This window comes from Methylobacterium sp. J-092 (genome assembly GCF_022829325.1).
Lineage (GTDB): Bacteria > Pseudomonadota > Alphaproteobacteria > Rhizobiales > Beijerinckiaceae > Methylobacterium.
Genome location: NZ_JAKSXU010000061.1, coordinates 30,782 through 56,934 on the forward strand (window position 1 = coordinate 30,782; position 26,153 = coordinate 56,934).

Here is a 26,153-nt window from a genome sequence, read left to right on the forward strand (position 1 = left end):
GCCCCGGAATGACGGGTCGGGTTTGGCGAACGAGCCGCCCCGATCGGCGCAATTCGACCCGTCCGCAAGTCGATGCGGGAGACGAGCCCCATCGCCCGATCGCATGGGGGTCCGACGAAGACGACCCCTGGATGGCGGGCACGCCCTTCACCCAGAGGCCTGGCCTGCTGCTTCGACTGCCTCAGGACCAACGCGATGGCCCGAGCCCACCCGGCCCGAGCCGGGCGGGAGGCGCGCTCAGAACTCGCCGCCGAGCCCGGCCCGCACCCCGTGGCCGCCGTCGCCGCCATAGGCGTAGCCGACGTTGATCGCCAGCGGCACGGCGGTCGGCAGGCGGTGCGAGAGTGCCGCGCCGCCGGCCCACTCGCCGCGATAGGTCGCGCTGTTGAGGACCCAGGTGGTGCGGCCGGGTGCCGAGGGCATCGACGCGGTCGGCATCGCCAGCGCCGTGGCGACGCCCTGGCGTGCCTCGCGCCGGGTCTCGGTAGTGTATTGCGACAGGGCGTTCGTGCGCGATTCCAGCGCGCCGACGCGCGACTCGACGCCGCCGATCCGCCCTTCCGCCGAGTCGAGGCGGGAGCCGAGGCCTGCGATGGTGCTCGGGCCGTAGCCGGAGGTCGCGAGGTTGCCCGCCGCGTCGGTGGTCACGAACTGCGTCGCGCCGTTCTGGGCCGCGGCGCTCTGCGCCGACGTGATCCCGCCGAGCGTATAGGTGTTCGAGCCGTTGCCGATCGCGACCTGGTTCGTGCGGGTGGTCTGCGCGCCGGGACCGATCGCGATGGTGTTGGCCTGCGTCGCCGAGGCGCTGCGGCCGATCGCGATGGAGCCGTCGCCCGCCGCGTTCGCCTCGGTCCCGAGGGCCGTCGCGCTTACGCCGCCCGCCGTGGCGCCGTAGCCGGCCGCGAGCGCGTCAGCGCCGCCGGCGACCGGGAGCGGGAACTGGCTGACGTTGTTGCCGCGGATCGGCAGGTTCTCGGCGTTCGACAGCCGCAGCTCGATCGCCGCGATGCGGGCCGGATCGTACACGGTGCTGCCGCCGCCGCCGCCGGGTCCGGCTCCGCCGCCCGTGCAGGGATTGCAGGCGGTGCCGCCCGTCGTGCCGGTTCCGGTTCCGGTGCCGGCGGTGGTCCCGGTTCCGCCGCCGACCGACACGCCGACGGATCCGATCGTGCCGCCGCCGACCGTGGCGCCGACATTGGCGACGGTGCCGCCGCCGACGGTCGCGCCGACCCCGGCGATCGTGCCGCCTCCGACCGTGGCGCCGACATTGGCGATCGTGCCGCCGCCGACGGTGGCACCGACCGTCGCGACCGATCCGCCGCCGACCGTCGCTCCGACGTTGGCGACGGTGCCGCCGCCGACGGTGGCCCCGACATCCGCGACCGATCCGCCACCGACGGTTGCACCGACATTCGCGACCGATCCGCCGCCGACCGTCGCGCCGACGGTCGCGAGGTTGCCGCCGCCGAGGGTCGCATCGACCGTCGCCAGGCTTCCGGCGGTGCTGTTCACGGCCGTGGTCACCGTATCGAGCGCCCCGCGCAGGACCTGGGCCTCGGCCAGGCCCGAAGTGCCGAGGAGCAGAACGCCTCCGAGCAGCGGGATCGCGATCGTGCTGCGCGAGCGGGCCGCTTCGCGACGCGGCGCAGGGGTGGACGTGCGCGCGGAGGCGCGGTTCTGGCGACGAGACATGGGGGCACTCCGACAGGGAACCACGCCGGGAGGCTGCATCGTGCCGAGAACACAACGCACGAGATCCATTGCATGGCTCATGCAATCTGAGCGGGAATGCTTAACGAGGGTTTGAATTTACAACCGAGAGTTGCTTTTCTTCGCGTGGGTTCAGCGCGCGCCCGACCGTCCGCATTCGGCGCGGCGACCGCTTGCGCGCAGGAGCTTCGGGACGGGATGGGATGACGGGGAGCGAGCCGCGGCGGCCGAGCAGGCGCTGCCGCCCTGCGCGGGACGTGATCCCGCTCGCGGCAACCGTCCGACGCAGGAGTCCGATCTCAGCGCCGGCCGCCGCCGCCCTTGTATTTCGGCTTCTGGCCGCCGAGCCCTTGCGTCGAGCGTGGCTTCGGCCGCTCCACCCAGGCGACGGCGCTCGCCGGCAACTCGCGGTCGGTGCCCGGCCCCATGTTGTCGAGGGTCGGCTTCGAGATCCGCGTGCCCGAGCCGCGCGGGGCCTTGCGGCCGTACTTGCCGGCATCGCGCTCGACGTCGGCCTGGCGCGCCATCGGGTCGTCGGAGATCATCAGCTCGGTCGCCTGGAGCCGCTTCAGCTCGTCGCGCAGGCGCGCGGCCTCCTCGAAGTCGAGATCGGCGGCGGCGGTGCGCATCCGCTTCTCGAGATCGGACATCACCGCCTTGAGGTTGTGGCCGACGGTGATCTCCGCCATCCCGGTATCGACCTGGACGTGATCGCGTTCGAACACGCTGCTGAGGATGTCGCTGATCCCGCGCTTGACGCTCTGCGGGGTGATGCCGTGCTCGAGATTGTAGGCGAGCTGCTTCTGGCGCCGGCGCTCGGTCTCCGCCATCGCCCGCTCCATCGAGCCGGTGATCTGGTCGGCGTAGAGGATGCAGCGCGCATCGGCGTTGCGGGCGGCGCGGCCGATGGTCTGGACCAGCGAGGTCTCGGAGCGCAGGAAGCCCTCCTTGTCGGCGTCGAGGATCGCGACCAGCGCGCATTCCGGGATGTCGAGGCCCTCGCGCAGCAGGTTGATGCCGATCAGCACGTCGAAGGCGCCGAGCCGCAGGTCGCGGATGATCTCGATGCGCTCCAAGGTGTCGATGTCGGAGTGCATGTAGCGCACGCGCACCGAGTTCTCATGCAGGTACTCGGTCAGGTCCTCGGCCATGCGCTTGGTCAGGGTGGTGACCAGGGTGCGGTAGCCGGCCTGCGCCACCTCGCGGACCTCGCCGAGCAGGTCGTCGACCTGGGAGCGGGCCGGGCGGATCTCGATCACCGGGTCGACGAGGCCGGTCGGGCGGATCACCTGCTCGGCGAAGACGCCGCCGGTCTGCTCCATCTCCCACTTGCCGGGGGTGGCCGAGACGTTGACCGTCTGCGGCCGCATCGCGTCCCATTCCTCGAAGCGCAGCGGGCGGTTGTCGAGGCAGGAGGGCAGGCGGAAGCCGTACTCCGCGAGCGTCGCCTTCCGCCGGAAGTCGCCCCGGTACATGCCGCCGATCTGCGGAACCGTGACGTGGCTCTCGTCGGTGAAGACCAGCGCGTTGTCGGGCAGGTACTCGAACAGCGTCGGCGGCGGCTCGCCCGGCTTGCGGCCGGTGAGGTAGCGCGAATAGTTCTCGATGCCGTTGCAGGCGCCCGTCGCCTCGATCATCTCGATGTCGAAGGTGCAGCGCTGCTCGATCCGCTGGGCCTCGATCAGCCGGCCCATCCGGGTCAGCTCCTCGACGCGGCCGTTGAGCTCGTGCTTGATCCCCTTGATCGCCTGCTGCAGCGTCGGCCGCGGCGTGACGTAGTGCGAGTTGGCGTAGACCTTCACGAACTTCAGCTCGTTGATCTTCTTGCCGGTCAGCGGATCGAACTCGACGATGCTCTCGATCTCGTCGCCGAACAGGCCGATGCGCCAGCCGCGGTCCTCCAAGTGGGCCGGCCACAGCTCGATCACGTCGCCGCGCACCCGGAAGGTGCCGCGGGCGAAGTCCGCCTGGATGCGCTTGTACTGCAGCGCCACCAGGTCGGCGACGAGCTGGCGCTGCTCGATCTTCTCGCCGAGCGTCACCGTGAACGACATCGCGGTGTAGGTCTCGACCGAGCCGATGCCGTAGATGCACGAGACCGAGGCGATGATGATGACGTCGTCGCGCTCCAGCAGGGCGCGGGTCGCCGAGTGCCGCATCCGGTCGATCTGCTCGTTGATCGAGGATTCCTTCTCGATGAAGGTGTCCGAGCGCGGCACGTAGGCCTCGGGCTGGTAGTAATCGTAATACGAGACGAAATACTCGACCGCGTTGTCGGGAAAGAAGCTCTTGAACTCGCCGTAGAGCTGCGCCGCCAGGGTCTTGTTCGGCGCCAGGATCAGGGCCGGGCGCTGCGTCTCCTCGATGATCTTGGCCATCGTGAAGGTCTTGCCCGAGCCGGTGACGCCGAGCAGCACCTGGTCGCGCTCGGCCGCGTTCACGCCCTTGACCAGCTCGGCGATGGCGGTGGGCTGGTCGCCGGCCGGCGTGAACTCGGATTCGAGGCGGAACGGCTTGCCGCCCTCGGACTTCGCCGGGCGGTCCGGCCGATGCGGCACCCAGGTCTGCCCGTCGCGGAACAGAGGGTTTCCCTCCTCGAGCAGGCGCTGCAGGGCGTCGACCGTGGCGGAGACGCCGTCGGCGGCGAGCGGGGCCTGGTCCGGCTCGCCTTCGGGGGCGGGGCCGTCCTCGGGTGGGGTCATCCCGAGGGCCTGGGCCAGCGCCGGATCGACCTCGGCGCCCGGTGCGACGGTGAAGCCGCGCTGCGGCGCCTCGCCGAAGCCGGCGGGCTCGGTCGTTGCGGCTTTGGCCGGCGGTTTCGCCTTGGCCTTCGCCGGCTTGCGCTGGCCCGGCCGCGGCAGCTCGGCCGGCCGCTCGGATTTGACCTGCGGCGTGCGGGCGAGGGCGGGGCTCAGCAGCTGCGCCAGGAACGGATCGAGCGGCTGCACGTCCGGCCGGTCGGCCTTCCCGGTCGCTGAGACGTGCCGGGGCTTCTTGGGAATTGCCATGTGCCAAATATGGCGCGGCCCTGGGCCGGACGGAAGAGGCCCGACGGTCGCTGCCGGCATCCCGCCCCGATACCAGGGGCTCATACACCGTTCGCCGCTATCAACGGCTGGGGTCGTCCGCCGCAATGCCGCCGGCTTGCGCGATCACACGCGAGCCGTGGGCGGCAGGCCGGCCTGACCGCTGAAAGCTGATGGGATGATGAACTTCGTTCTGGGAGCCGTGGCCGGGGCGCTGATCGTCGGCATCGCGGCGATCGCGGCGGCGCGGAACCCGGAGATCCAGCAGCGGCTCGGCCTGTTTCCGGCCGCGCCGATCACGCTGATGGCGGCCCCTCAGCGGCCGGAGCCGATCTGCCCGCCGCCGCCCGCGGTGGGGCCGACGATCGGAACGCAGGACATGCTGTTCAACAAGCGCCGGTTCTGGTCGGTCGCGCCCTGACCCAACGGCGACGGCCGGCGGTGCGCATTCGCCGGCGAGCCTCGGCTCAGACGCTGCTCAGCAGGAACATCAGGATCGTCGTGGCCGCCGTGGTGCTGAGGAAGCCGCACAGGGCGGCGGCGAAGGACGGGCCGGTGGCGGCGGTGAAGGTCTGGGTTTCGGTGGTCATGACGGCTGGCCTTGTCGGCGACGTGCTGCGTCGCGTTCGATGGGACGATGCTCGGAACGGAGAAGCTTTGCGGTGCGAACGCGCACCCGGTCAGTCGCAGCGGTTGACTTGCTTGGCGATGCGAAGGTTTCGCAGCTCGGTGCGAAGATCGATCGCGACGACGCCGGCACCGCAATCCTCGAAGGCGTCGCGGGCCTCGTTGTAGCGGTCCCCGATCTCGTCGAGGGTGTCGCAGACCCGATCGTGGTTGCCGAGGCGCGCTTCCTGACGGGCCTGGTAGCGGAGGGCGGACGCCTCATCGACCTTGGCGCGGCCTTCGAGGCAGGAGGGCGCGGCGAATGCCGGGCCGAGGCAGAGAACGAGGCCGAACGCGGCCAGTATCGTGGTCTTGGTTCGGGTCATGGGCCACCGTGAAGACAATCACGCGAGCGGTACGCTGGAAGAGGCAAAGTATTCGACCGGTGTCGTTCAACCCCCGGTTACGTGCGCTCAACGGCGGAGCTAGGCCGATGGTTCCGCTTTCGCTGCGCTGCGGCCGCGGCGCGAAACCAGGATCGCGGCGAGGTCGACCGGCGCGAAACCCTGCGCGTCGACGCCGACGTCGTACTGCTTGGGCGCGGTACGGAGCTGCCCGTGCGAATGGCCGTGCAGATTGAGAACGCCGCGGCCGATGCCGTTCCAGGTGCGGAAGGCGTAGTGGCACAGCACCAGGCCGCGGCCGTCCACCGCGATCTCGGCATAATGCGCGATCGAGGCCCAACCCGGCGCATCGAGCGTATCGGGCCCGTCGTTGTTGCCGACGATCAGGTGCTTCTCTCCGTTCAGGCCGGCGAGGATCGCGTGGACCCGCTCCCGCGGCGGCCCGAGGGCGAAGTCTCCGAGATGCCAGACGGTGTCGTCGGGCGCGACGACGCGATTCCACGTTGCGATCAGCGCGGCATCGTGCGCGGCGAGGTCGGGAAAGGGCCGGCGGTCGAGCCGCAGGATGCGCGGGTCGCCGAAATGCGTATCGCTCGTGAAATAGACCGCCACCGCCCGCCTCGCTGCGCCAGACCGCACGCGGTCTCGTGTCCGATCCGGCCCGCCTCGCGCAAGGGGCGTCGGGATCGGTGCGACACCCCACCCTGTTTCGGCGAAGCGCCGGAACGGGGCTTGCGTGCCCCGGAGCGGAAAGCTAAGACCCGCGGACCCTTCGGGGTGTCGGCGGCCCAACGGCATGCCGACGCGAGAGCGGACGTGACGGAGTATAGCGCAGCCCGGTAGCGCACCTGTCTGGGGGACAGGGGGTCGCAGGTTCAAGTCCTGCTACTCCGACCAACAAAACGGGACGTCGGTCGAATGATCGATGTCGCCGCTCTGAGGAAAGGCCGGGGCCGAGCAGGCCCCGGCCTTTTTTCGTGGTCGTGGGGCCGGCCGTTCGGGTCCGCATCCCGAGAGGCCTTGGGGACGCGGAAGCCTCGAAGGCGCCCGCCGGAGGCCGCGCGATCGTCCCGACGCCCCGTCCGACGCCCGATCGCGCGGAGACCTCGGGACGAGGGCTGACTCGCGAAGCGTTGAGCCTCAGCTCTTCTTTCGGAACGCGTCGAGGCTGACGACCTCGGCGCTGGCCTCGTTGCCGTCGGCGTCCTTCTTCGCCGCCTTGGCCGCGACGCGCGGCTCCTTCTCGTCCGCCTTGCCGCCGTTCTGCGCGGCGGGGAGGGCGGGGATGGTCTTCGGCGCGGTGCTGCCGATCGCCGCCAGGCCGGTGCCGGGCGTCACCGATTTGGGCTTCATCTCGGTCGGCTCGGAGGCCGCGCCGCGCGGGCCGGCCTTCGCGTTACTCGGCGCGGGCTCCTCGCCGGAGGCCTCCGCCGTCTCGTTGAGGTCGAACTTCAGGCCGAACTGCACGGACGGATCGAAGAACCCCGACAGCGCATCGAACGGCACCAGCAGCCGCTCGGGAACGCCGGAGAAGGACAGCCCGACCTCGAAGCTGTGCTCGGTGACGCCGAGGTCCCAGAACTGGTGCTGCAGGACGATCGTCATGTCCTGCGGGTACTTCTCGCGCAGGGCCTGGGACATCCGCACGCCCGGGGCTTCGGTGCGGAAGGAGACGTAGAAGTGGTGCTCCCCCGCCAAGCCCTCGCGGGCGGCGTCGGTGAGCACCTTGCGCACGACGCCGCGGAGGGCGTCCTGAACCAGGAGATCGTAGCGGATCAGGTCGTCTGCCATCTGCGGTCGCTCTGTGCGGTCTGCCCGACGACCTGTCGCGCGGGACGCGCACCAAATCGGATGAGGAAGGAAGGCGGCTTCCGTCGCCGGAGGCCGGGTATCGAGCGGCCGACGCGCGGAACCGCGTCAGGCTGCCGACCACCGCGCCGGCGGACCCGTCCGGCCGTCCCGCCCGGCAGCGCCATCGTGTCCGAGGGCGGGGGGCTACGGCGAACGGAACGGATCCGATAGGTTCGAAGTGACCGGCGCGTCGCGAAGACCGTTCGTCGCCGTTCCGGCCTTTCGACCGGTGAGAAGAACATAGTGGGGATCGCCGCGGTTTTGAAGCCCGATCATGGTGTCCCGCCCATCGAAGCCGCCGCACCGTCCGAACCGGACCGCCGATGGGTCTCGGCCGGCCGCCTCGGCGTGAACTTGGTCGTGCTGGCCGGGATGCTCCTGCTCTACCTCGCGGCGGCGAGCCTGATGTCGTTGGCCGCGGTCCGGGTCGGCGCCGACCTGCTCGCCGGGATCGATCCGTTCCTCGACGCGGCGCGGCGGCCCTATCTCGGCGCCACCGAGCTCGCCCGGCGCGAACTCGCCGTCGACGTGCTGCGGCAGGTCTTCCTCGCCGGCCTCGTCGTCGCGGTCGCCCTGCGCCGCGACGGCACCGGGTGGCGCAGAAGGCTCGCCCTAGATCGCGAGCGGCCGAACGGGATGCGGCCGCGCACGCTGCTGCTGATCCTGCTGCTGTGGCCGGCCGTGCACATCGCCTGGGTCACCGGCACCGCGGAGGCGTTCGGCGCGGCCTTCGGCAACGGCGTGCGCCTGTCGCCGATGTTGAGCCCGGTTGCCGTGGCGGCGTGGCTCGGCTACGTCGTGGTGCTGGCGCCCGCCGCCGAGGAGATGCTGATGCGCGGGGAGGGCTTCGCCGCCGCCCGCCGCTTCCTGCCGCCGGCCGCGACGATCCTCGTCACGGCATTGCTGTTCGCGATGGCGCACGTCTCGGCCTGGGGATTCGCCCGCCCGGTCTCGCTGGCGCCGCTGGCGCTGATGCTGGGCTGGCTGCGCTGGCGCACCGGCCGGCTCTGGCCGTGCATCGCGCTCCACGGCTGGAGCAACCTCGCGCTGATCGCCTACGTGCTGTGGCCGTGACGGCGCATCAGGCGGGCCGGTTCGCCAGGGCTTCGCGCACGGTGCTCGCCACGGAGCCGTTGCGCAGGTCGCGCGGGATCAGGATCGCGTCGGGGAGGAGGTGCGAGGCGTCGCCCGACATCTCCTCGTAGAGATCGCTGGCCAGGACGATGCGCAGGCCCGGTCGCAGGGCGCGGGCCTCGACCGCGAGCCGCGAGCAGCAGAGCGCGCCTTCGAGCCCGACATCGGCGACCAGCACGTCGACCGGAAGGCCGAGGACGAGGACGGTGAGGGCGTCGACGCCGCTGTCGCAGGCCGTCGCCTGGAAGCCCGCGCGGCGGACCTGATTGGAGACCTCGTCACGCCAGCGCTTCTGCCGGCCGGCGACGAGAACCTGGATCCCGTAGCAGCCCCCTGCGGGCTGGGTCGGGCTCACGAGCGTCGTTCCGCTGGTGGGTTGCGGCATTCCGCGTTCGACTCGGCGTTCGCGTTGCATCGCAGCATGCTAGGCCGGGAAGCAGCGGTCGCGCAAGCCCCACGCCGCGTTTGCGCCGTATTTCTGAGCGCACCCGCCCAGGAAGCAGGCATGCGCCGGGATCGGGCAGGCGGTTGACCGAGGCCGGGCCGGCGGGGCAACAGGGCCGCGTCGCGGGCGACGCCGCGAGCGCACGGAGATGGTTTCGATGTCGTCCGCAAAATCGCCCCCCGTCTCCCCCCTCGCGCCGGCCTCGACGCCGGCGCTGCCCCCGATCCGCGGCGTCGCCCTCGCCACCGCGCAGGCCGGGATCCGCTATTCCGGCCGCACCGACGTGCTCTATGTCGGCCTCGACGCCGGCACCGCCGCCGCCGGCGTTTTCACCCGGTCGCGCTGCCCGTCGGCGCCGGTCGACTGGTGCCGCGAGGCGCTCGCCGGTGGCGCGGCGCGCGTGCTGGTCGTGAACTCCGGAAACGCCAATGCGTTCACGGGATCGCGCGGCCGGGATGCGGTCGCGCTCACGGCACGGATCGCGGCCGCTGCGGCCGGCTGCGCCGAGACCGAGGTGTTCATCGCCTCCACCGGCGTCATCGGCGAGCCGCTGGACGCCACCAAGTTCGAGGGCGTGCTCGCCGGTTGCGCCGGGCGCACGGTGCCGGGCGCCGAGGCCTGGGAGGCCGCCGCCCGCGCGATCATGACCACCGACACCTTCCCGAAATGCGCGACGCGGACCGCCGAGATCGACGGGGTCGCGGTCACGATCAACGGCATCGCCAAGGGCGCCGGAATGATCGCGCCGGACATGGCGACGATGCTGGCCTTCGTCTTCACCGACGCGGCGCTGCCGCAGCCGGTGCTGCAGGCGATGCTGGCGGAGGGCACGGGCAAGAGCTTCAACTGCGTGACGGTCGACGGCGACACCTCGACCTCCGACACGCTGATGCTGTTCGCCACCGGCAAGGCCGCGACCGCGCCGGTCGCGGACGCCGCCGACCCGCGGCTCGCGGGCTTCCGCGCGGCGCTGGACGACCTGCTGATCGAGCTGGCGCAGCTCGTCGCCAAAGACGGCGAGGGCGCCCGCAAGTTCGTCACCGTCGAGGTCGGCGGTGCCGAGAGCGACGCCTCCGCCCATCGCATCGCGATGTCGATTGCCAACTCGCCGCTGGTGAAGACGGCGGTCGCGGGCGAGGACGCCAATTGGGGCCGCGTGGTGATGGCCGTCGGCAAGGCCGGCGAGCCCGCCGACCGCGACCGCCTCGCGATCTGGTTCGGCGACGTGCGCGTGGCGGTGGCCGGCGCCCGCGACCCGGATTACAGCGAGGATGCCGCGAGCGCCGTGATGCGCGAATCCGACGTCACCGTCCGCGTCGATCTCGGGCTCGGAACGGGCAAGGCGCGGGTCTGGACCTGCGACCTGACCAAGGGCTACATCGAGATCAACGGGGATTACCGTTCGTGAGGCGCCTCGCGATCGCCCTGACTTCCGGCTTCTGCCTCCTGGGGTCGCCGGCTCGCGCCGACGATGCCTGCGCGCGCCGGATCACCGTGACCGGGCGCGCGCAGGCCACTCAGGCACCCGACTTCGCGACCGTCGTCATCGGCGTCGAGGCCAAGGCGCCCAACGCCGCGGCGGCACTCGATGCGTCGTCACAGGCGGTCGGCGGCGTCGTGGCGCTGGCCGGGCGACTCGGCGTGCCGACGGGCGACGTCGGCACCGCGGCCGTCGTGCTGGAACCGGCGACGCGGACCGTGACGCGACCGGACGGTACGCGGCAGGAGCAGCCGGACGGCTACCGCGCGACGAACCGCGTCAGCGTGCAGCTCGCCGATCTGGGCCGCCTCGGCGACCTGCTGCGACAGGCTCTCGATACGGGGGCGAATAGGATCGATGCGATCACCTTCGGGCTGAAGGATCCCCTGGCCGTTGAGAACCGCCTTCGGGTGGAGGCGACGCGCGACGCGCGGTCCCAGGCCCAGGCGTTGGCGGAAGCGGCAGGCGCCAAGATCGGCGGCCTCTGCCAGCTCGCCGTCGGCCATGGGCAGCTGCCGGATGCGGCGCAGGCCTTTCGCTTTTCCGCAGGATCGCGGTTTGACGCCAAGCGTGTGCCGATCGAGGCCGGGCTGATCGCGAGTCAGGCCGAAGCGACGGCTTCGTTCGCGGTGGAACCATGACGGCGCCGGTGCGCCTGCTGCTCGTGGTCGCCGTGGCGTTGGTCGATCACGACGGCCGCGTGCTCGTCAGCGAGCGGCCGCCCGGCAAGCAGCTGGCCGGCCTGTGGGAGTTTCCCGGCGGCAAGGTGGAGGCGGGCGAGCGCCCCGAGGCGACGCTGATCCGCGAGCTGGCCGAGGAGATCGACATCCGCGTGGAGGAGCCGTGCCTGGCGCCGCTCACCTTCGCGAGCCATGCCTGTCCGGACTTCCATCTGCTGATGCCGCTCTACGTCTGCCGGCGCTGGAACGGCACGCCGCGCCCGCTCGAGGGCCAGGCGATCAAGTGGGTGCGCCCGCGCGACCTGCGCGACCTCGCGATGCCGCCGGCCGACGAACCGCTGATCCCCTACCTGATCGACCTGCTCGGTCCTTGAGCGCTCTAGCGGAAGCCGGCCACGCGGCGGTCGCGCTTGCGCTCGGCCGCCGGCTGGTAGGCGATCTGGGCGTGGTGCGTGCAGTAGGGCAGCCCGGTGATCGAGCGGGCGCCGCAGAACTCGAATTCCGGCGTGGTCGGGTCGCCGATGGGCCAGCGACACATCGATTCGCGCAGATCCATGATCGTCACGCGCTGCGAGGCGGCGAGCGCCACCGGCTCGGGCGCGGCGGCCGGAACCGGGAAGTCCGGCGCGGGCCGGTGCGCGAGGATCGCCACCGGCTCGGGAGCCTCGGCCTCGACCACGGCGATCGCCGTCTCGATCTCGACTTCCTGCGCCGGCTTGCGCCGAGCGGCCGCGACGTCCTCGGCCGGCTTGATCACGCGGCCCGAAAGGCCGAGCCGGTGCACCTTGCCGATCACCGCGTTGCGGGTGACGCCGCCGAGCTGCGCCGCGATCTTGCTCGCGCTCTGGCCGTCTTCCCACAGCTGGCGCAGCAGCGTCACGCGCTCGTCCGTCCAACTCAAGATTGTGTCCATGGTCTCGCCCCTCCCGATCTAGACCCGCGGACTGCCCCGGTCCCCCGCAGTCAAGGCGCGGATCGGGCGCGACCTGTCCCCGCTGACCGGCTGGTCCCGAAAGTCGGGACGAGGCCGGTCCGAAGCCCGTCGTGCGCGCCGCTGGTCATAGCCGCCATACCCCCCCTGAGGCATCCGGCGACGAGGGCAACCTACAGGACCGTTCTCCGCCGATGCAAGGCCGGCGGAAGCGGAGCCGTGGCTGTCCACCGCCCATTGTCCGGGCGGCGACGACCGCGGTTCCCGCGTGCCGGGTGTGACCCAGCCGCATCACCGCCGGCCGCAAGGCCGCGTTGCGGTCGCCCGGCCGGAACGCTAGTATGGTCAAGCTCGTTCGCATGCCGTGACGGCCCGGATCGGGCGTGGGATTTTTTGACGATGTCGCGTCGATACGGTTGGCTGCGCGGGTGCCTCGCCCTCGCTGTTGCGGCCCAGCTTGCCGCCTGCTCCTCGGTGCCTAGGATCCCGTACACCGCCGCCGAGGCGGCGGTCGCGGGCGTGCCGGGCATTCCCGGCGCCCGCGTGTTCTCGGACGCCTCGGTCGAGACCTTCACCGAGATGGCGTCGACGCCGCAGAACAAGCGCCAGGGCTTCAGCTACCTCGCCCTGTCCGGCGGCGGCGGCGACGGCGCCTACGGCGCGGGCGTGCTGAACGGCTGGTCGGCCTCGGGCACGCGGCCGGAATTTTCGCTCGTCTCCGGCGTCAGCACCGGGTCGCTGATCGCGCCGTTCGCCTTCCTCGGCTCGTCCTACGATTCCTACCTCACCGACATCTACACCAGCGGCATCGCCAGCACCCTGGTGCAGAGTCCGAGCGTCGTGAACGTGCTGTTCGGCTCCGGCCTGTTCGGCGACGGCCGCCTGCGCAACCTCGTCGGGCGCTACGTCAACGCCGACCTGCTCGCCGCCATCGCCGCCGAGCACGCCAAGGGCCGACGCCTGCTGGTGGTGACGACGAACCTCGACAGCCAGCGCGCCACGATCTGGAACATGGGCGCCATCGCCGCGAGCGGCGCGCCCAACGCGCTCGACCTGTTCCGCGACGTTCTCACCGCCTCGGCCAGCATCCCGGCGGTGTTCCCGCCCCAGCTCATCGACGTGCAGGCCGAGGGACGCGCCTTCCAGGAGCTGCACGTCGACGGCTCGGTGGTGACGCCGGTCTTCACCCTGCCGCAGGCACTGCTGCTGCGCGACAAGCGCCTCGCGACTGGTCAGAAGGGCCGGATCTACGTGATCATCAACGGCCGCCTCGAGCCCGAGTTCGACGTGGCGCAGAACAACACCCTGGCGATCGTCGGGCGCTCGTTCACCACGGCGAGCCGCGCCCGCAGCCGCCAGACGCTGGCGGCGACCTACGCCTTTGCCCGCGAGAACGGCGTCGGCTTCAACCTCACCTACATTCCCGAGGACGGCCCCAAGCTGACGACGCCGGACGGCTTCGACACCACCTACATGCGCAACCTCTACGAGGCCGGCTTCGAGCGCGCCAAGACCGGGCGGTTCTGGGAAAGCACCGTGCCGGCCGCGCCGCTGACCAAGGCGATCGCCAGCGCGGCGACCCGGTAGGCCTCGGCGCGCTCGCACATCGTGCTGCAGTGCGGTAGGGAGTGGGGGAGCGCCCCCGCTCCCGGCCCGTGACCCCCCATCATGCTGCAGATCGAAGACCTCACCTTCAACATGTGGGGGCGGCGCTTCTTCACGAAGGCCAGCGTGGCGATCCCGCCGGGGGCCAAGGTCGGCATCGTCGGCCGCAACGGCGTCGGCAAGTCGACGCTGTTCAAGATCATCCTCGGTGCGTTCCAGCCGGATTCCGGAACGGTGTTCCTGCCGAAGACGGCGCGCATCGGCTCGGTCGACCAGGAGCACCCGGCGACGCCGGTCAGCCTGATCGACACGATCCTCGCGGCCGACGTCGAGCGCGACGGCCTCTATGCCGAGCTGGAGACCGCCGAGCCCGAGCGCATGGGCGAGATCTACGGCCGGCTGATCGAGATCGATGCCGACCGGGCGCCCGCCCGCGCCGGCGAGATCCTGGCCGGCCTCGGCTTCTCGGTGGCCGACCTCGAGCGGCCGATGTCGGAGTTCTCCGGCGGCTGGCGGATGCGGGTGGCGCTCGCCGCCGCCCTGTTCGCCGCCCCCGAGATGCTGCTGCTCGACGAGCCGACGAACTATCTCGACCTCGAAGGCGCGCTCTGGCTCGAGGCGCGGCTCAAGCGCTACCCGCACTCGGCGCTGATCATCAGCCACGACCGCGAGCTGCTGAACAACTCCGTCGACGCGATCCTGCACGTCGCCAACGGGCAGCTCGAGCTCTACACCGGCGGCTACGACGACTTCGAGCGGCGCCGCGCCGAGAAGGCGAGGCTCCAGCTCTCGGCCAAGGCCAAGCAGGACGCCGAGCGCGCCCACCTGCAGAGCTTCATCGACCGCTTCAAGGCCAAGGCCTCGAAGGCCGCGCAGGCGCAGTCGCGGGTCAAGCGCCTGGCCAAGCTCGAGCCGATCGCCACCACGATCGAGGAGCACGTCGCGCCGTTCCACCTGCCGTCGCCGAAGCGCCCGCTGGCGCCGCCGCTGATGCACCTCACCGACGTCGAGGTCGGCTACGGCGACGATCCCGCGATCCTGCGCGGCCTGAACCTGACGCTCGACATCGACGATCGCATCGGCCTGCTTGGCGTCAACGGCGCCGGTAAGTCGACCTTCGCGAAGATGGCGGCCGGCGCGCTCGACATCCGCTCGGGGCGGATGACGCGCGAAGGGCGGGTGCAGGTCGGCTGGTTCCACCAGCACCAGATCGAGGCGATGGACCCGAAGGATACGCCGCTGGCCATCATCCGCCGCGAGCGGCCCGAGGACGGCGAGTCGGCCCGCCGAGGCAAGCTCGCGAGCTTCGGCCTCGCCTACGAGAAGCAGGAGACCACGGTCGATGCGCTGTCGGGCGGCGAGCGGGCGCGGCTGCTGCTGAACCTCGTGGCGATGCGGGCGCCCCACCTGCTGATCCTCGACGAGCCCACCAACCACCTCGACATCGACAGTCGCCGGGCGCTGCTCGACGCGCTGAACGACTACGAGGGCGCCGTCATCCTCATCACCCACGACCGCTCGCTGATGGAGCTCGTGGCCGACCGCCTCTGGCTCGCGGCGGACAACACCGTGAAGCCGTTTCCCGGCGACATGGATGACTACGCGAAGTTCGTCCTCGACCGCTCCCGCGCCGGCAAGAGCGCCCCGGGGCAGGGGCGCGAGAAGAAGGGCAAGAAGCGGGCTGCCTGATCCTTCGGCGGGATCATGATAGGGACGATCGAATACAGTCGATCGTTCCGCCGCGGCGCCGTCTGGCCGACGCTGTGCTTGAACAATCGCTTGGGCGGCCGATGCAATTCTCGTCCGCGGCGCTTACCCTATGTTAAGGCGCGCGCTGCCATAACCCCACCCCGTGCCCGCCGGCCTGCGGGTGGAGCGTCAGACCGATGAGTTTCGCCGCCAACGCCTACACGAGAACCGCGAACAGCGTCCTCAGCCCGCGCGAGGCGGAAGCCGCCGTGCTGATCAAGGCGGCCCAGCAGCTTCAGATGGTCAAGGACGACTGGACCAACCAGTCCGCCAACCTGAACAAGGCGCTGAACTTCAATCAGAAGGTCTGGACGCTCCTGGCGGGCGCCGCGACGGCGCCCGAGAGCCCGCTTCCGATCGCGATCAAGAACAACATCGGCCAGCTCTCGGTCTTCGTGTTCCGGCGGATCATCGACACGCTGATCGAGCCGGGCGCCGACAAGCTCTCGGCGCTGATCAACATCAACCAGCAGATCGCCGCCGGCCTGCGCTCCTCGTAGGCCGCGCCGGACCGGCCGACGCGACCGGGCACGGGACGCGGCGCGTCCCGTCGCCTCGGCTTTGGCGACCCGGTCTCGACAGGCATGGCGACGCAAAAAAGGGTCGAGGCGCACAGCCCCGGCCCTTTCGTTCCGCTCGGCGTCACGACCGGCGGAGGCGCCGCTCACGCTTCGCGATCGACGGGCTTGTCGGCCGTCCTGCGCTCCGCCTGAGCCTCGGCGTAGGCGCGCGACCGCAGCACCGACACGTCCGGAAGCTGGACCAGCACCGCACCGGTGCCGGGATCGAGCACCTGATACACGACGCTCTTCGTATCCCGGTCGATGGTGATGCGCCGCTCGTCGTTGGTCCGATCCGACGCGGCGTCGCCGCGCGACCGTCCGTCATCGGAGACCGCAGCGCCGCTGCGATCGCTTCTGCCGATGTCGACGCGAACGGCCGGATCGAGCGCCACCGGAGCCGCCGCCTCGATGGGTCTGGCAGGCTGGACGACGGGCGGTGCGCTCAGGCGCGTCGGCGTCGGGGGTGTCACTTCGAAGGTACTCATCGCGCACCTCTACGGGTCCCGTTGCGGCATGAGACCAGAAGCCGTGCGGCGCGTGAATCGTATCTTAAGACTCCGCACCGGTACCCGACTGAGCGGGATCATCCTGAAGAATCAGGCAACGACGTGGATCGAATTTTAACGGTTCGCCCCGGCATGCGCCGCGTTCCCGGGGCCCGGTCGAGCGGATGCGAGGCCTCGGAAGCGCTCCGCCCCCGCGCGCCTGTCGGCAGGCGGGGGCGGAGCGCTCGGTCATGCGTCCCGGAGTGGCGCCGTCACTCGGCGGCGTCGACGTAGAGCTTGCCGCCCTCGGCCAGGAACTCGCGCGACTTCTCCGCCATCCCGGCCTCGCGCTCGGCGCTGGTGAGGATCGGCGCGGTATTGAGCACCTCGCCGGCGGCCTCCATCGCCAGCACCTCGGCGCGCAGGTCCTGCGTGATCTTCATCGAGCAGAACTTCGGCCCGCACATCGAGCAGAAATGCGCGACCTTGTGGGCGTCCTTGGGCAGGGTCTCGTCGTGGTAGGCGCGCGCCGTGTCCGGGTCGAGGCCGAGGTTGAACTGGTCCTCCCAACGGAAGTCGAAGCGGGCCTTCGACAGGGCGTCGTCGCGCAGCTGCGCCGCCGGGTGGCCCTTGGCCAGATCCGCGGCGTGGGCGGCGATCTTGTAGGTGATGACGCCGGTCTTCACGTCGTCGCGGTTGGGCAGCCCGAGATGCTCCTTGGGCGTGACGTAGCAGAGCATCGCGCAGCCGAACCAGCCGATCATCGCCGCGCCGATGCCGGAGGTGATGTGGTCGTAGCCCGGCGCGATGTCGGTGGTCAGCGGGCCGAGGGTGTAGAACGGCGCCTCGCCGCACTCGGCGAGCTGCTTCTCCATGTTGACCTTGACCTTGTGCATCGGCACGTGGCCCGGCCCCTCGATCATCGTCTGGCAACCCTTGTTCCAGGCGATCTTGGTCAGCTCACCCAGCGTCTCGAGCTCGGCGAACTGCGCCGCGTCGTTCGCGTCGGCGATCGAGCCGGGGCGGAGGCCGTCGCCGAGCGAGAACGAGACGTCGTAGGCGCGGCAGATGTCGCAGATCTCCTCGAAGCGCTCGTAGAGGAACGATTCGCGGTGCCCGGCCAGGCACCAGCGCGCCATGATCGAGCCGCCGCGCGACACGATGCCGGTGACGCGCCGCGCGGTGAGCGGCACGTGGGCGAGGCGCACGCCGGCATGGATCGTGAAGTAGTCGATGCCCTGCTCGGCCTGCTCGATGAGCGTGTCCTTGAACACCTCCCAGTCGAGCTTGAGCGGATCGCCGCCGACCTTCTCGAGCGCTTGGTAGATCGGCACCGTGCCGATCGGCACCGGCGAGTTGCGGATGATCCACGAGCGGATGTTGTGGATGTTGCGGCCGGTCGACAGGTCCATCACCGTGTCGGCGCCCCAGCGGATCGACCAGACCAGCTTCTCCACCTCTTCCGCCGCCGACGAGGTGACGGCCGAGTTGCCGATGTTGGCGTTGATCTTCACCAGGAAGTTCCGGCCGATCGCCATCGGCTCCAGCTCGGTGTGGTTGATGTTGGCCGGGATGATCGCCCGGCCACGGGCGACCTCGTCGCGCACGAACTCGGGCGTGATGAACGGCGGCACCGAGGCGCCGAAGCTCTCGCCATCGGCGAGCGCCGCGTGCGCCCGGTCGAGCATCTGCTCGCGGCACAGGTTCTCGCGGTGGGCGACGTAGATCATCTCCTCGGTGACGATCCCGGCGCGGGCGAACTCGTACTGCGTCACCATCTGGCCCGGGCCGGCCTTGCGGATCGTCCGCTCGGCGGGGCAGGGGGCCACCAGCTTGTCGGCCGGCACGAAGCCGTTGTCCTCGGGCTTCACGATGCGCGGCTCCACGGCGGCGTAGTCGCGCTTGGCGATCCACGGGTCGCGCAGGGTCGGCAGGCCCTTGGCGAGGTCGATGCGGGCGTCGGTCTCGGTGTAGGGGCCGGACGGGTCGTAGACCCGCACCGCCGGCTCGTTCGGGTCGGTCAGCACGATCTCGCGGAACGGCACCCGGATGTCCTCCCGGCCGGCCACGCTCGCGTAGACCTTGCGCGAGCCAGTCACCGGACCCGTGGTCACGGTCTCGGGACTTCCCTTGACGTCTTTGGAAAGGACGGGCGCGTTCATCGAGTGGGTCTCCCGGCTTTGGGGCGACCCGGCACGCGTCGATGGAGATGCGATGAAGCGGCAGACGCCGGGATCGGCGCCGCAGGTTCCCGTCCCTCCGCCGGTACGAGCCGGATCAGGTTCAAGGGTCAGGACGTCGCGTCCACTCTCAGCCCCCGGTTGCGGGGCCCCCCTCGGAATGGTTCGAATCTCCGCGTGCCGCCGGACTTTGTCAATGCGTGCGGCAGACCATGCCGGGACGGACGGCTGCCGGCGTCGCCGCGGAACGGTTAGGGTCCGGCCGCGAGACCCGGCGGAGACCCATGCGCATCCTGCTCGTCCTGGCGGCCGCCGCCATCGTCTTCGGCGGCCCCATCGCCGCGCTGGCCGTCTTCCAGCGCAACCTCATCTACCCGGGCGCCTTCATCGCCGGCCCGCGCGCACGCCTGCCGGTGCCGCCGGGCACCGAAGCGATCTCGCTCGTCACCGCCGACGACGAGCGCCTGCATGCCCTGTGGCGGGCGCAGCGCCCCGGCTGCGGCGTCGTGGTCAGCTTCCACGGCAACGGCTCGCGCCCCGAGCCCGCGGCTGCGCGCTTCGCCGCCGCGCCCTGGTCCGGCGCCGGATGGGGCGTGCTGGCGATCGCCTATCGCGGCTATCCCGGCTCGACCGGCACGCCGACGGAGGAGGGGCTGATCGCCGACGGGCTCGCGGCCGTCGCCGAGGCCGCGCGGCGGGCGCCCGGCGCGCCGATCCTGCTGCACGGTCATTCCCTCGGCGCCGCGGTCGCGGTCGCCGTGGCGGAGCGGGTGCCGCATCTCGGGCTCTACCTCGAGGCGCCGTTCGATTCGCTGCCCGGCATCGTGCGCCTCGCCTTCCCCTACGCGCCGACATTCCTCCTGCGCGATACCTGGCGCTCCGATGCGCGCATCGCGCGGGCCGGCGGGCCGATGCTGATCGTCCACGGCACGGCGGACGGCGTCGTGCCGGTGAAGCTCGGGCGCCGCCTCGCCACGGCGGCGGGCGCGAGCGCCCGCTTCGAGGCGGTCGCCGGCGACCACGTCTCGGTGCTCGGAACCCACGATCGCCTGGCCGAAACCCTGTTCGGCGACCGCGTCCGGCCGGGCTGCCCGGCGCTCGCCGCAGCGACGCCTTGACGCCGCGCCGCGGTTTTCCCGCAATCCCATATCGCCGGTCGGACCCGATGCGAACGGAGGCGAGGCGGTGGGGCGACGCGAGCGGCGCTGGCGCGAGGACGATCCCGAGACGCAGGGGCGCAGCCCCGAGCCGGTGATCTGCCCGCTCTGCGAGCGTCCGATCCCGCCCCGCGCCCGCTCGAGCCTGCATCACCTCGTGCCGAAGCTGAAGGGCGGCACCCACGGCACCACCGTGCGGCTGCACCAGGTCTGCCACTCGGCGATCCATGCCCGCCACAGCGAAGCCGAGCTCGCCCGGCGCCTCGCCGACGTCGGCGCGCTCCGCGCCGAGCCGGAGATCGCGCGCTTCATCGCCTGGGTGCGGACCAAGCCCGACGACTTCCACGCTGCCACGCGGATGACGCGGGACCGTCGCTCGGCCAAGCGCAAGAGCTGACGCCGGGCCCCGGAGCGGATTCACCCCGCGTTCGCCATGCCGCGCGATGGCGCTGCGGGGCTCAGGCGGCCTTTACGCATCCCGCCCAAGGGTTGCGCCGACGGGGCGACCGGGCGGAGGCGGTGATGGCGGGGGCGGCGGGCACGGCGGGGCCGGGGGATGCGATGCGTCTCGCCTGGGTCGACGTCGCCAAGGGCATCTGCATCCTCCTCGTGGTGATGATGCATTCCACCCTCGGCACCGGCGAGGCGATGGACGGCGAGGGTTTCCTCCACACGGTGGTGAGCTTCGCGAAGCCGTTCCGGATCCCGGACTTCTTCCTGCTGTCGGGCCTGTTCGTCGGCCGGGTGATCGACCGCGACTGGCGCTTGTTCGCCGACCGGCGTGTCGTCCACTTCGCCTACTTCTACGGGCTCTGGGTCGTCGTCCAGTCGCTCGCGAAGTATCCGGCGATCGTCGGCGAGGCCGGGCCCGGCGCCTTCGCGGCCCATCTCGTCCACACGCTGATCGAGCCGTACGCGACGCTGTGGTTCATCTACCTGCTCGCGGTGTTCTCGGTGGTGACCAAGCTGCTGCGCCGCGTGCCGGCGGCGGTGCTCCTGGCCGGCGCCGCCCTGCTGCAGGTCGTGCCGATCGCGACCCCTTCCTATCTCGCGGAGGAATTCTGCGCCCGCTACGTCTACTTCGTGGCCGGATACCTGTTCGCCGGGCGCATCTTCGCCTTGGCCGACCGGGTCGCGCGCCACCCGGGGGCGGCCTGTGCCGGGCTGATGCTCTGGGCGGGGATCGAGGCGTGGCTCGCCTTCACGCCCTCGCAGCTGCCGGGGCACCCGACGCTCGCCAGCCTGCCGCTGGTCAGCCTGATCCTCGGCGGCGCCGGCGCGCTCGCCATCGTCGCCGGCGCCGCCCTGCTGACGTCGGCCGGGGGGCCGGTCACCGCGGTGTTGCGCGCCTGCGGGCAACGCTCGATCGTGATCTACCTCGCGTTCTTCCTGCCGATGGCGGTCACGCGGACGCTGCTGGTCAAGGTCGGGCTGATCGACGATGTCGGCCTCGCCAGCCTGACGGTGATGGTCGTCGCCGTGATCGTGCCGCTGGCCCTCGAGCGCGCGGTGCGCGGCACCGCCCTCCGCTTCCTGTTCGCCCGCCCGAAGGCGTTCCGCATCGCGAGGGCCCGGCAGGCCCCCGCTCCGGCGCTGCAGCCGGCCTGAGCCGGCGCGCGCCGGTTTCGCGGTCCGTCTCAGCCTTCGAACCGTACTCCCAGCCGCCGACCCTCGCGCCGGACGACGCGACAGCGCCGCGGCGGCTCGTAAGCGGTCACCCGCAGCGTGAACCGATCGGGGGCGACGATCTCGGCCGCGACCTCAATCTGCGCGCCGGTCTCGGAGACGTCCCAGACCAGGCATTCGCAGGGCTCCCCGCATTCGTCCGCGATCAGGCTCGCCACCTGGAAGGCGTCCTTGCGCGGGGTGCTGCGTCGATTGTCGCTCATGGCATCACCCCAAGGTCGAAGGCGGAGCGCATCTTGCGCGCAATCGCTTAGCAAAAGCCGCGTCCGGCGCCAAAAACCCCGTGAACTCGGCGACGCCGGGCCGCATCGCGGAGCGCGAACGCCAAGTTCCTGATCGTCAACGGGTTCTGAAAATCGGCGGTTAACATCCCTTAAACCCGCCGCATTTACCGTGCGGAACCGGGCCTCCGACGATCGCCACCGCACCGCCTTCGCAGGGCATCTCGGACGGGCCTCAGGACAGACGGGACGCATGGCGAACGGACGCGGACGGGACGGCCGGGGCGAACCGAACTTCGACGTGCCCGAGGGGCGCGGCGCGGGTCGGGGCGGCACGGACCTCCGCCTGTCGCGGGCCGATCGCCCGGGAGGCGGCGTGGCCAGCAGAAGCCGAGACAGCGAGGACGCGGGCAGCCGCCGGGCGAAGCCGGCCGCCAAGGGCGGCGCGCGGCGTGGCGCTTCGTCGAAGAAGGTCCGGCGGCGCTCGCTGCTCGGGCGCGTGGTCTACGCCGGCTGGGTGCTCGGCCTGTGGGCGGTGGTCGGGATCGCCGGCCTGATCGCCTACCATGCCTCCCAGCTTCCGCCGATCGACCAGCTCGCGGTGCCCAAGCGCCCGCCGAACATCGCGATTCTCGCCTCCGACGGCTCGCTGCTCGCCAACCGCGGCGAGACCGGCGGCCGCGTCGTCGGCATCAAGGAGCTGCCGAGCTACCTGCCGCGCGCCTTCGTGGCGATCGAGGACCGGCGCTTCTACAGCCATTTCGGCGTCGACCCGGTCGGCATCCTGCGCGCCATCGGCCAGAACCTGACGCGCCGCGGCGTCGCCCAGGGCGGCTCGACCCTGACGCAGCAGCTCGCCAAGAACCTGTTCCTGACGCCCGAGCGGTCGGCCTCGCGCAAGATCCAGGAGGCGATCCTCGCCCTGTGGCTCGAGCACAAGTACAGCAAGGACGAGCTGCTCGAGCTCTACCTGAACCGGGTCTACTTCGGCGCCGGCGCCTACGGCGTCGAGGCGGCGGCGCAGCGCTACTTCGGCAAGCCGGCCAAGACCGTCAGCGTCGCGGAAGCCGCGATGCTCGGCGGCCTCGTCCAGGCGCCCTCGCGGCTGGCGCCGAACCGCAACCTGCCGGCGGCCCAGGCGCGCGCCGCCCAGGTGGTCGCGGCCATGCAGGAGCTCGGCTTCATCACCGCCCAGGACGCGAAGGTGGCGCTCGCCCAGCCGGCCCGGCCGGCGAGCACCCGCGGCGGCGGCTCGGCGAACTACGTCGCCGATCTCGTGATGGACGTGCTCGACGACTTCGTCGGCACGATCGAGGGCGACATCGTCGTGCAGACCACGGTCGACACCAACCTTCAGGCGACCGCCGAGAAGGCGCTCGTCGATGAGCTGAACGCCAAGGGCGGCCGCTACAACGTCGGCCAGGGCGCGCTGGTCTCGATGCGGCCGGACGGCGCGATCCGTGCGCTGATCGGCGGGCGCGACTACGCGCAGAGCCAGTTCAACCGCGCCACCACCGCCAAGCGCCAGCCCGGCTCCTCGTTCAAGCCGTTCGTCTACCTTGCCGCGGTCGAGCGCGGCGCGACGCCGGACACGGTGAAGGAGGACGCGCCGATCAAGATCGGCAACTGGCAGCCAGAGAACTACTCACACCAGTACGAGGGCCCGGTCACGCTGCGGACCGCGCTCGCCCTGTCGCTCAACACCGTCGCGGTGCGCCTCGGCCAAGAGGTCGGCGCCAAGGCGGTGGTGCAGACCGCGCAGCGCCTCGGCATCACCTCGGCGCTGCAGGCCAACGGCTCGATCGCGCTCGGCACCTCCGAGGTGACGCCGCTGGAGATGGTCGGCGCCTACAGCGCCTTCGCCAACGGCGGCACCGGCGTGATCCCCTACGTCGTCGCCGGCGTGAAGGCTGCCGACGGCAAGGTGCTGTACAAGCGCGGGGAGGGCGGCCTCGGCCGCGTCATCGATCCGAACGCCGTTGGCATGATGAACGCGATGATGCACGAGACCTTCGTGATCGGAACCGCCAAGAAGGGCGACATCCCGGGCTGGGACCTCGCCGGCAAGACCGGCACCAGCCAGGATTTCCGCGATGCCTGGTTCATCGGCTATTCCGGCAGCCTGGTGACGGGTATCTGGCTCGGCAACGACGACGGCGAGCCGACGAAGAAGGCGTCGGGCGGCAACCTGCCGGTCGAGATCTGGAAGACCTACATGAGCGTCGCGCTGAAGGGCCAGACGCCGGTGCCGCTGCCCGGCCTCAACCGCTGGCGCAAGGCGCCCGAGACGACCGCCTCGGTGGCGAGCGCGCCGAGCCCGGGCAACATCCTCGGCCAGATCTTCGGCGAGCCCCCGGCGCCGGCGCCCCGCCCGAATGCGGCCCGCCGTCCGGCGGCCCGCGACTCGGACGACCGCAACTTCATCGAAAAGCTGTTCGGCATCGGCGAGTGACGTGAGCGAACGGCTCGGCCATCGCCCGCGTCGCGCGGCGGACCCGGCGCCCGAGGCGTCGCGCTGCGCGACGCCTCGCTCACGCGGACGCCCTCAGGCGGCCAGCTCCTCCTCGTTGGCGATGAGCTTCCGCCCGGTCTTGATCGCCAGGTGGTACTGCTTGGCCGCGACCGCGTCGTGGATCGCCACGAGATACGGGGCCGCGCCCGGGATCGTCTTCAGGATCTCGGTCGACTGCATCACGAACAGGTTCTCCGCCTCCGCCTGATCGTCGGCGAGATAGATCACCTGCAGGGTCACGCAGAGCTTCTTGCACGGCGTGTCGGCGTCCGCCTCGCGGATGATCTCGCTCTCGCGCAGGAACTTGCACTGGGTCTCGACGAGGAAGACCGACCGCCGATCGCCGTTCCGGATCAGCGCCCCGTTGATGATCAGCCGCTCCGCGGGCTTCAGCTCGATGCGTAGGGCCATGCCGGCAACTCCATTCTAGAGACGCCACGACCATCGACACGATCTGTTAATGTTGTTTGAACTCTCATCGCGTAATTGGGCGCAATACGCCCTGCACACCCGCGATATGCCGGATTCGACCGGTCGATTTAACGCGTCGGTAGGTGGCGACATGTTTCTTCGTGAGGCCGGCAGAAAGCCGGTCTTCTGATCAAATATGGATCTCATCTCATGTCCGGCGTCTCTCTCACCGCTGCTACCCGCCAGAACCTGCTTTCGCTGCAGGATACGGCGTCCTTGTCCTCGACCACCCAGAACCGTCTTTCCACCGGCAAGAAGGTCTCCTCGGCCCTCGACAACCCGGTCAACTTCTTCACTGCGCAGAGCCTGTCGAACCGTTCCTCGGACCTCGGCACCCTGCTCGACAGCATCTCGAATGGCGTGCAGACGATCCAGGCGGCCAACACGGGTCTGACCTCGATCCAGAAGCTGGTGGACTCGGCCAAGTCGACCGCCAACCAGGCGCTCGCCACGCAGATCACCACCAGCGGAACGGCTGGCACTGGCTTCTCGGCCACTACCGGCTCGGTCAACCTTCTCGTCAACGGCACGGCGGTTCCGGTCTCGCTGACCGCCAGCGACACCATCGACACGGCCATCACCAAGCTGAACACCGCGGTCAGCGCTCAGGGCGCAGGCAACGCGTTCACCAAGGATGCCACTGGTACCAAGCTCGTCGTCAACGCTACGGCTGACATCGAGTTTTCGGCGCCTGCCGACCAGACCGCGCTTGGCTTTGCCAGCGGCGCCGCTAATGCGGGTCCTCTGTACACAGCTTCGGCGGCCGGGCAGAGCTCCAACCTGACGGTGACCGGCGTCAAGGAGCGGGCCTCCCTGTCGAAGCAGTACAACAGCCTGCTGACCCAGATCGATCAGCTCGCCAAGGACTCGAGCTTCAACGGCACCAACCTGCTGTCGAGCAGCGCGGCTTCGAACAAGCTGCACATCTCGTTCAACGAGAAGGACACCTCGAACCTCGACGTCCAGGGTGTCGATGCCACTTCCGGCGGTCTCAACCTGACGGCGATCACTGGCAACTCTGGTTCGACGGCGGACGGCAAGGGCAGCTTCCTTCTCGATGCCTCAGTCACCGCTACGCTCAGCAGCCTGACAAGCGCCTCCACAACGCTGCGATCGCAGGCCTCGACCTTCGGCTCGAACCTGTCGGTGGTTCAGAACCGTCAGGACTTCACCAAGAACCTCCAGAACGTGCTCGACACCGGCGCCTCCAAGCTCACCGATGCCGACCTCAACGAGGAGGCCGCGAACTCCCAGGCC

Annotated in this window: 25 protein-coding genes, 1 tRNA gene and 1 riboswitch; of the genes, 14 read left to right on the forward strand and 12 right to left on the reverse strand. The window is 70.7% G+C overall.

The annotated features are described in order from the left end of the window. Positions 1-237 precede the first annotated feature (237 nt). Together MKK60_RS05770 and uvrB are read right to left on the reverse strand one after the other, a co-directional pair. Positions 238-1,692, reverse strand: coding sequence for a hypothetical protein (locus MKK60_RS05770; protein WP_243984265.1), 1,455 nt, complete (start codon positions 1,690-1,692; stop codon positions 238-240). 317 nt (positions 1,693-2,009) lie between these two features. Then, on the reverse strand, positions 2,010-4,718 hold the full coding sequence (gene uvrB / locus MKK60_RS05775) for an excinuclease ABC subunit UvrB (RefSeq protein ID WP_243984267.1): 2,709 nt from the start codon (positions 4,716-4,718) through the stop codon (positions 2,010-2,012). Between the two features lie 196 nt (positions 4,719-4,914). Between uvrB and MKK60_RS05780 the strand changes: the two genes are divergently transcribed. Then, the gene (locus tag MKK60_RS05780) at positions 4,915-5,157 is read left to right on the forward strand and encodes a hypothetical protein (RefSeq protein WP_147729112.1); all 243 of its coding nucleotides are present in this window, start codon (positions 4,915-4,917) and stop codon (positions 5,155-5,157) included. Positions 5,158-5,203: 46 nt separating this feature from the next. Here MKK60_RS05780 and MKK60_RS28415 read toward each other — a convergent pair whose 3' ends face one another. The 3 genes from MKK60_RS28415 to MKK60_RS05790 form a co-directional block, all read right to left on the reverse strand. Further along, complete coding sequence (locus MKK60_RS28415; protein WP_279596406.1) at positions 5,204-5,326, reverse strand: hypothetical protein; 123 nt, start codon at positions 5,324-5,326, stop codon at positions 5,204-5,206. A gap of 90 nt (positions 5,327-5,416) precedes the next feature. Further along, the gene (locus tag MKK60_RS05785; RefSeq protein ID WP_243984270.1) at positions 5,417-5,728 is read right to left on the reverse strand and encodes a hypothetical protein; all 312 of its coding nucleotides are present in this window, start codon (positions 5,726-5,728) and stop codon (positions 5,417-5,419) included. Positions 5,729-5,827: 99 nt separating this feature from the next. Beyond that, a complete protein-coding gene (locus tag MKK60_RS05790; RefSeq protein WP_243939070.1) occupies positions 5,828-6,358 on the reverse strand; it encodes a metallophosphoesterase in 531 nt (176 codons plus the stop codon). Between the two features lie 208 nt (positions 6,359-6,566). Here MKK60_RS05790 and MKK60_RS05795 point away from each other — a divergent pair. Then, positions 6,567-6,643, forward strand: a tRNA-Pro gene (locus MKK60_RS05795). 243 nt (positions 6,644-6,886) lie between these two features. Here the strand turns inward: MKK60_RS05795 and MKK60_RS05800 are convergent. Beyond that, positions 6,887-7,537 (reverse strand): SspB family protein, encoded by a 651-nt coding sequence (locus MKK60_RS05800; protein ID WP_147729109.1) that lies wholly within the window; start codon positions 7,535-7,537, stop codon positions 6,887-6,889. Positions 7,538-7,945: 408 nt separating this feature from the next. On the opposite strand from MKK60_RS05800, the gene MKK60_RS05805 reads away from it, so the two are divergent. Then, entirely contained in the window at positions 7,946-8,671 is a 726-nt protein-coding gene (locus MKK60_RS05805; RefSeq protein WP_243984272.1) for a CPBP family intramembrane glutamic endopeptidase, read from the forward strand. A 7-nt stretch (positions 8,672-8,678) separates the two neighbouring features. On the opposite strand, the gene MKK60_RS05810 is transcribed toward MKK60_RS05805, so the two are convergent. Next, positions 8,679-9,116: a histidine kinase gene (locus tag MKK60_RS05810; protein ID WP_147729923.1), complete on the reverse strand. Its 438-nt coding sequence runs from the start codon at positions 9,114-9,116 to the stop codon at positions 8,679-8,681. Positions 9,117-9,333: 217 nt separating this feature from the next. Here MKK60_RS05810 and argJ point away from each other — a divergent pair, with 217 nt between their 5' ends. From argJ to MKK60_RS05825, 3 genes are read left to right on the forward strand one after another with little or no spacing between them, the layout of a single operon-like run. Then, positions 9,334-10,584, forward strand: a complete 1,251-nt coding sequence (argJ, locus tag MKK60_RS05815) for a bifunctional glutamate N-acetyltransferase/amino-acid acetyltransferase ArgJ (RefSeq protein WP_243984275.1) — start codon at positions 9,334-9,336, stop codon at positions 10,582-10,584. Continuing rightward, positions 10,581-11,297, forward strand: coding sequence for an SIMPL domain-containing protein (locus tag MKK60_RS05820; RefSeq protein ID WP_243984277.1), 717 nt, complete (start codon positions 10,581-10,583; stop codon positions 11,295-11,297). The genes argJ and MKK60_RS05820 overlap by 4 nt, the downstream gene beginning before the upstream one ends. Continuing rightward, positions 11,294-11,710: a (deoxy)nucleoside triphosphate pyrophosphohydrolase gene (locus MKK60_RS05825; protein WP_243984279.1), complete on the forward strand. Its 417-nt coding sequence runs from the start codon at positions 11,294-11,296 to the stop codon at positions 11,708-11,710. The genes MKK60_RS05820 and MKK60_RS05825 overlap by 4 nt, the downstream gene beginning before the upstream one ends. A gap of 5 nt (positions 11,711-11,715) precedes the next feature. Here MKK60_RS05825 and MKK60_RS05830 read toward each other — a convergent pair whose 3' ends face one another. After that, positions 11,716-12,249, reverse strand: a complete 534-nt coding sequence (locus MKK60_RS05830; protein WP_243984281.1) for a GcrA family cell cycle regulator — start codon at positions 12,247-12,249, stop codon at positions 11,716-11,718. Positions 12,250-12,666: 417 nt separating this feature from the next. On the opposite strand from MKK60_RS05830, the gene MKK60_RS05835 reads away from it, so the two are divergent. From MKK60_RS05835 to flaF, 3 genes are all read left to right on the forward strand, one after another. Then, on the forward strand, positions 12,667-13,854 hold the full coding sequence (locus MKK60_RS05835; RefSeq protein WP_243933902.1) for a patatin-like phospholipase family protein: 1,188 nt from the start codon (positions 12,667-12,669) through the stop codon (positions 13,852-13,854). Positions 13,855-13,935: 81 nt separating this feature from the next. Beyond that, complete coding sequence (locus MKK60_RS05840; protein WP_147859688.1) at positions 13,936-15,561, forward strand: ABC-F family ATP-binding cassette domain-containing protein; 1,626 nt, start codon at positions 13,936-13,938, stop codon at positions 15,559-15,561. Between the two features lie 197 nt (positions 15,562-15,758). Then, the gene (gene flaF, locus MKK60_RS05845) at positions 15,759-16,121 is read left to right on the forward strand and encodes a flagellar biosynthesis regulator FlaF (RefSeq protein WP_147727251.1); all 363 of its coding nucleotides are present in this window, start codon (positions 15,759-15,761) and stop codon (positions 16,119-16,121) included. A 164-nt stretch (positions 16,122-16,285) separates the two neighbouring features. Here the strand turns inward: flaF and MKK60_RS05850 are convergent, their stop codons facing one another. Next, the gene (locus MKK60_RS05850; protein WP_147727250.1) at positions 16,286-16,576 is read right to left on the reverse strand and encodes a hypothetical protein; all 291 of its coding nucleotides are present in this window, start codon (positions 16,574-16,576) and stop codon (positions 16,286-16,288) included. A gap of 365 nt (positions 16,577-16,941) precedes the next feature. Next, complete coding sequence (thiC, locus tag MKK60_RS05855) at positions 16,942-18,831, reverse strand: phosphomethylpyrimidine synthase ThiC (protein ID WP_243984284.1); 1,890 nt, start codon at positions 18,829-18,831, stop codon at positions 16,942-16,944. A gap of 75 nt (positions 18,832-18,906) precedes the next feature. Continuing rightward, a riboswitch (TPP riboswitch) is annotated at positions 18,907-19,015 on the reverse strand. Between the two features lie 118 nt (positions 19,016-19,133). On the opposite strand from thiC, the gene MKK60_RS05860 reads away from it, so the two are divergent. The 3 genes from MKK60_RS05860 (at position 19,134) to MKK60_RS05870 (ending at position 21,614) form a co-directional block, all read left to right on the forward strand. After that, on the forward strand, positions 19,134-19,967 hold the full coding sequence (locus tag MKK60_RS05860) for an alpha/beta hydrolase (RefSeq protein WP_243984287.1): 834 nt from the start codon (positions 19,134-19,136) through the stop codon (positions 19,965-19,967). A gap of 67 nt (positions 19,968-20,034) precedes the next feature. After that, on the forward strand, positions 20,035-20,403 hold the full coding sequence (locus tag MKK60_RS05865; RefSeq protein WP_243984289.1) for an HNH endonuclease: 369 nt from the start codon (positions 20,035-20,037) through the stop codon (positions 20,401-20,403). A 125-nt stretch (positions 20,404-20,528) separates the two neighbouring features. Next, complete coding sequence (locus MKK60_RS05870) at positions 20,529-21,614, forward strand: acyltransferase family protein (protein WP_243984291.1); 1,086 nt, start codon at positions 20,529-20,531, stop codon at positions 21,612-21,614. A 29-nt stretch (positions 21,615-21,643) separates the two neighbouring features. Here MKK60_RS05870 and MKK60_RS05875 read toward each other — a convergent pair whose 3' ends face one another. After that, positions 21,644-21,895 (reverse strand): PilZ domain-containing protein, encoded by a 252-nt coding sequence (locus MKK60_RS05875; RefSeq protein WP_147729070.1) that lies wholly within the window; start codon positions 21,893-21,895, stop codon positions 21,644-21,646. Between the two features lie 271 nt (positions 21,896-22,166). Between MKK60_RS05875 and MKK60_RS05880 the strand changes: the two genes are divergently transcribed. Continuing rightward, positions 22,167-24,365: a transglycosylase domain-containing protein gene (locus MKK60_RS05880; RefSeq protein WP_243984293.1), complete on the forward strand. Its 2,199-nt coding sequence runs from the start codon at positions 22,167-22,169 to the stop codon at positions 24,363-24,365. Positions 24,366-24,458: 93 nt separating this feature from the next. Here MKK60_RS05880 and MKK60_RS05885 read toward each other — a convergent pair whose 3' ends face one another. After that, the gene (locus MKK60_RS05885; protein WP_243984295.1) at positions 24,459-24,836 is read right to left on the reverse strand and encodes a flagellar biosynthesis repressor FlbT; all 378 of its coding nucleotides are present in this window, start codon (positions 24,834-24,836) and stop codon (positions 24,459-24,461) included. A 210-nt stretch (positions 24,837-25,046) separates the two neighbouring features. Here MKK60_RS05885 and MKK60_RS05890 point away from each other — a divergent pair. Continuing rightward, positions 25,047-26,153: flagellar protein (locus tag MKK60_RS05890; protein ID WP_243984297.1), on the forward strand; the 1,107-nt coding region annotated here is incomplete at its 3' end.

What these genes read in the sequence shown, in the direction of transcription:
- MKK60_RS05770 (WP_243984265.1), bottom strand. Translation starts at nt 1,692, where the DNA reads ATGTCTCGTCGCCAGAACCGCGCCTCCGCGCGCACGTCCACCCCTGCG.
- uvrB (WP_243984267.1), bottom strand. Translation starts at nt 4,718, where the DNA reads ATGGCAATTCCCAAGAAGCCCCGGCACGTCTCAGCGACCGGGAAGGCC.
- MKK60_RS05780 (WP_147729112.1), top strand. Translation starts at nt 4,915, where the DNA reads ATGATGAACTTCGTTCTGGGAGCCGTGGCCGGGGCGCTGATCGTCGGC.
- MKK60_RS28415 (WP_279596406.1), bottom strand. Translation starts at nt 5,326, where the DNA reads ATGACCACCGAAACCCAGACCTTCACCGCCGCCACCGGCCCGTCCTTC.
- MKK60_RS05785 (WP_243984270.1), bottom strand. Translation starts at nt 5,728, where the DNA reads ATGACCCGAACCAAGACCACGATACTGGCCGCGTTCGGCCTCGTTCTC.
- MKK60_RS05800 (WP_147729109.1), bottom strand. Translation starts at nt 7,537, where the DNA reads ATGGCAGACGACCTGATCCGCTACGATCTCCTGGTTCAGGACGCCCTC.
- MKK60_RS05810 (WP_147729923.1), bottom strand. Translation starts at nt 9,116, where the DNA reads ATGCCGCAACCCACCAGCGGAACGACGCTCGTGAGCCCGACCCAGCCC.
- argJ (WP_243984275.1), top strand. Translation starts at nt 9,334, where the DNA reads ATGTCGTCCGCAAAATCGCCCCCCGTCTCCCCCCTCGCGCCGGCCTCG.
- MKK60_RS05825 (WP_243984279.1), top strand. Translation starts at nt 11,294, where the DNA reads ATGACGGCGCCGGTGCGCCTGCTGCTCGTGGTCGCCGTGGCGTTGGTC.
- MKK60_RS05830 (WP_243984281.1), bottom strand. Translation starts at nt 12,249, where the DNA reads ATGGACACAATCTTGAGTTGGACGGACGAGCGCGTGACGCTGCTGCGC.
- MKK60_RS05835 (WP_243933902.1), top strand. Translation starts at nt 12,667, where the DNA reads ATGTCGCGTCGATACGGTTGGCTGCGCGGGTGCCTCGCCCTCGCTGTT.
- MKK60_RS05840 (WP_147859688.1), top strand. Translation starts at nt 13,936, where the DNA reads ATGCTGCAGATCGAAGACCTCACCTTCAACATGTGGGGGCGGCGCTTC.
- flaF (WP_147727251.1), top strand. Translation starts at nt 15,759, where the DNA reads ATGAGTTTCGCCGCCAACGCCTACACGAGAACCGCGAACAGCGTCCTC.
- thiC (WP_243984284.1), bottom strand. Translation starts at nt 18,831, where the DNA reads ATGAACGCGCCCGTCCTTTCCAAAGACGTCAAGGGAAGTCCCGAGACC.
- MKK60_RS05860 (WP_243984287.1), top strand. Translation starts at nt 19,134, where the DNA reads ATGCGCATCCTGCTCGTCCTGGCGGCCGCCGCCATCGTCTTCGGCGGC.
- MKK60_RS05870 (WP_243984291.1), top strand. Translation starts at nt 20,529, where the DNA reads ATGGCGGGGGCGGCGGGCACGGCGGGGCCGGGGGATGCGATGCGTCTC.
- MKK60_RS05875 (WP_147729070.1), bottom strand. Translation starts at nt 21,895, where the DNA reads ATGAGCGACAATCGACGCAGCACCCCGCGCAAGGACGCCTTCCAGGTG.
- MKK60_RS05880 (WP_243984293.1), top strand. Translation starts at nt 22,167, where the DNA reads ATGGCGAACGGACGCGGACGGGACGGCCGGGGCGAACCGAACTTCGAC.
- MKK60_RS05885 (WP_243984295.1), bottom strand. Translation starts at nt 24,836, where the DNA reads ATGGCCCTACGCATCGAGCTGAAGCCCGCGGAGCGGCTGATCATCAAC.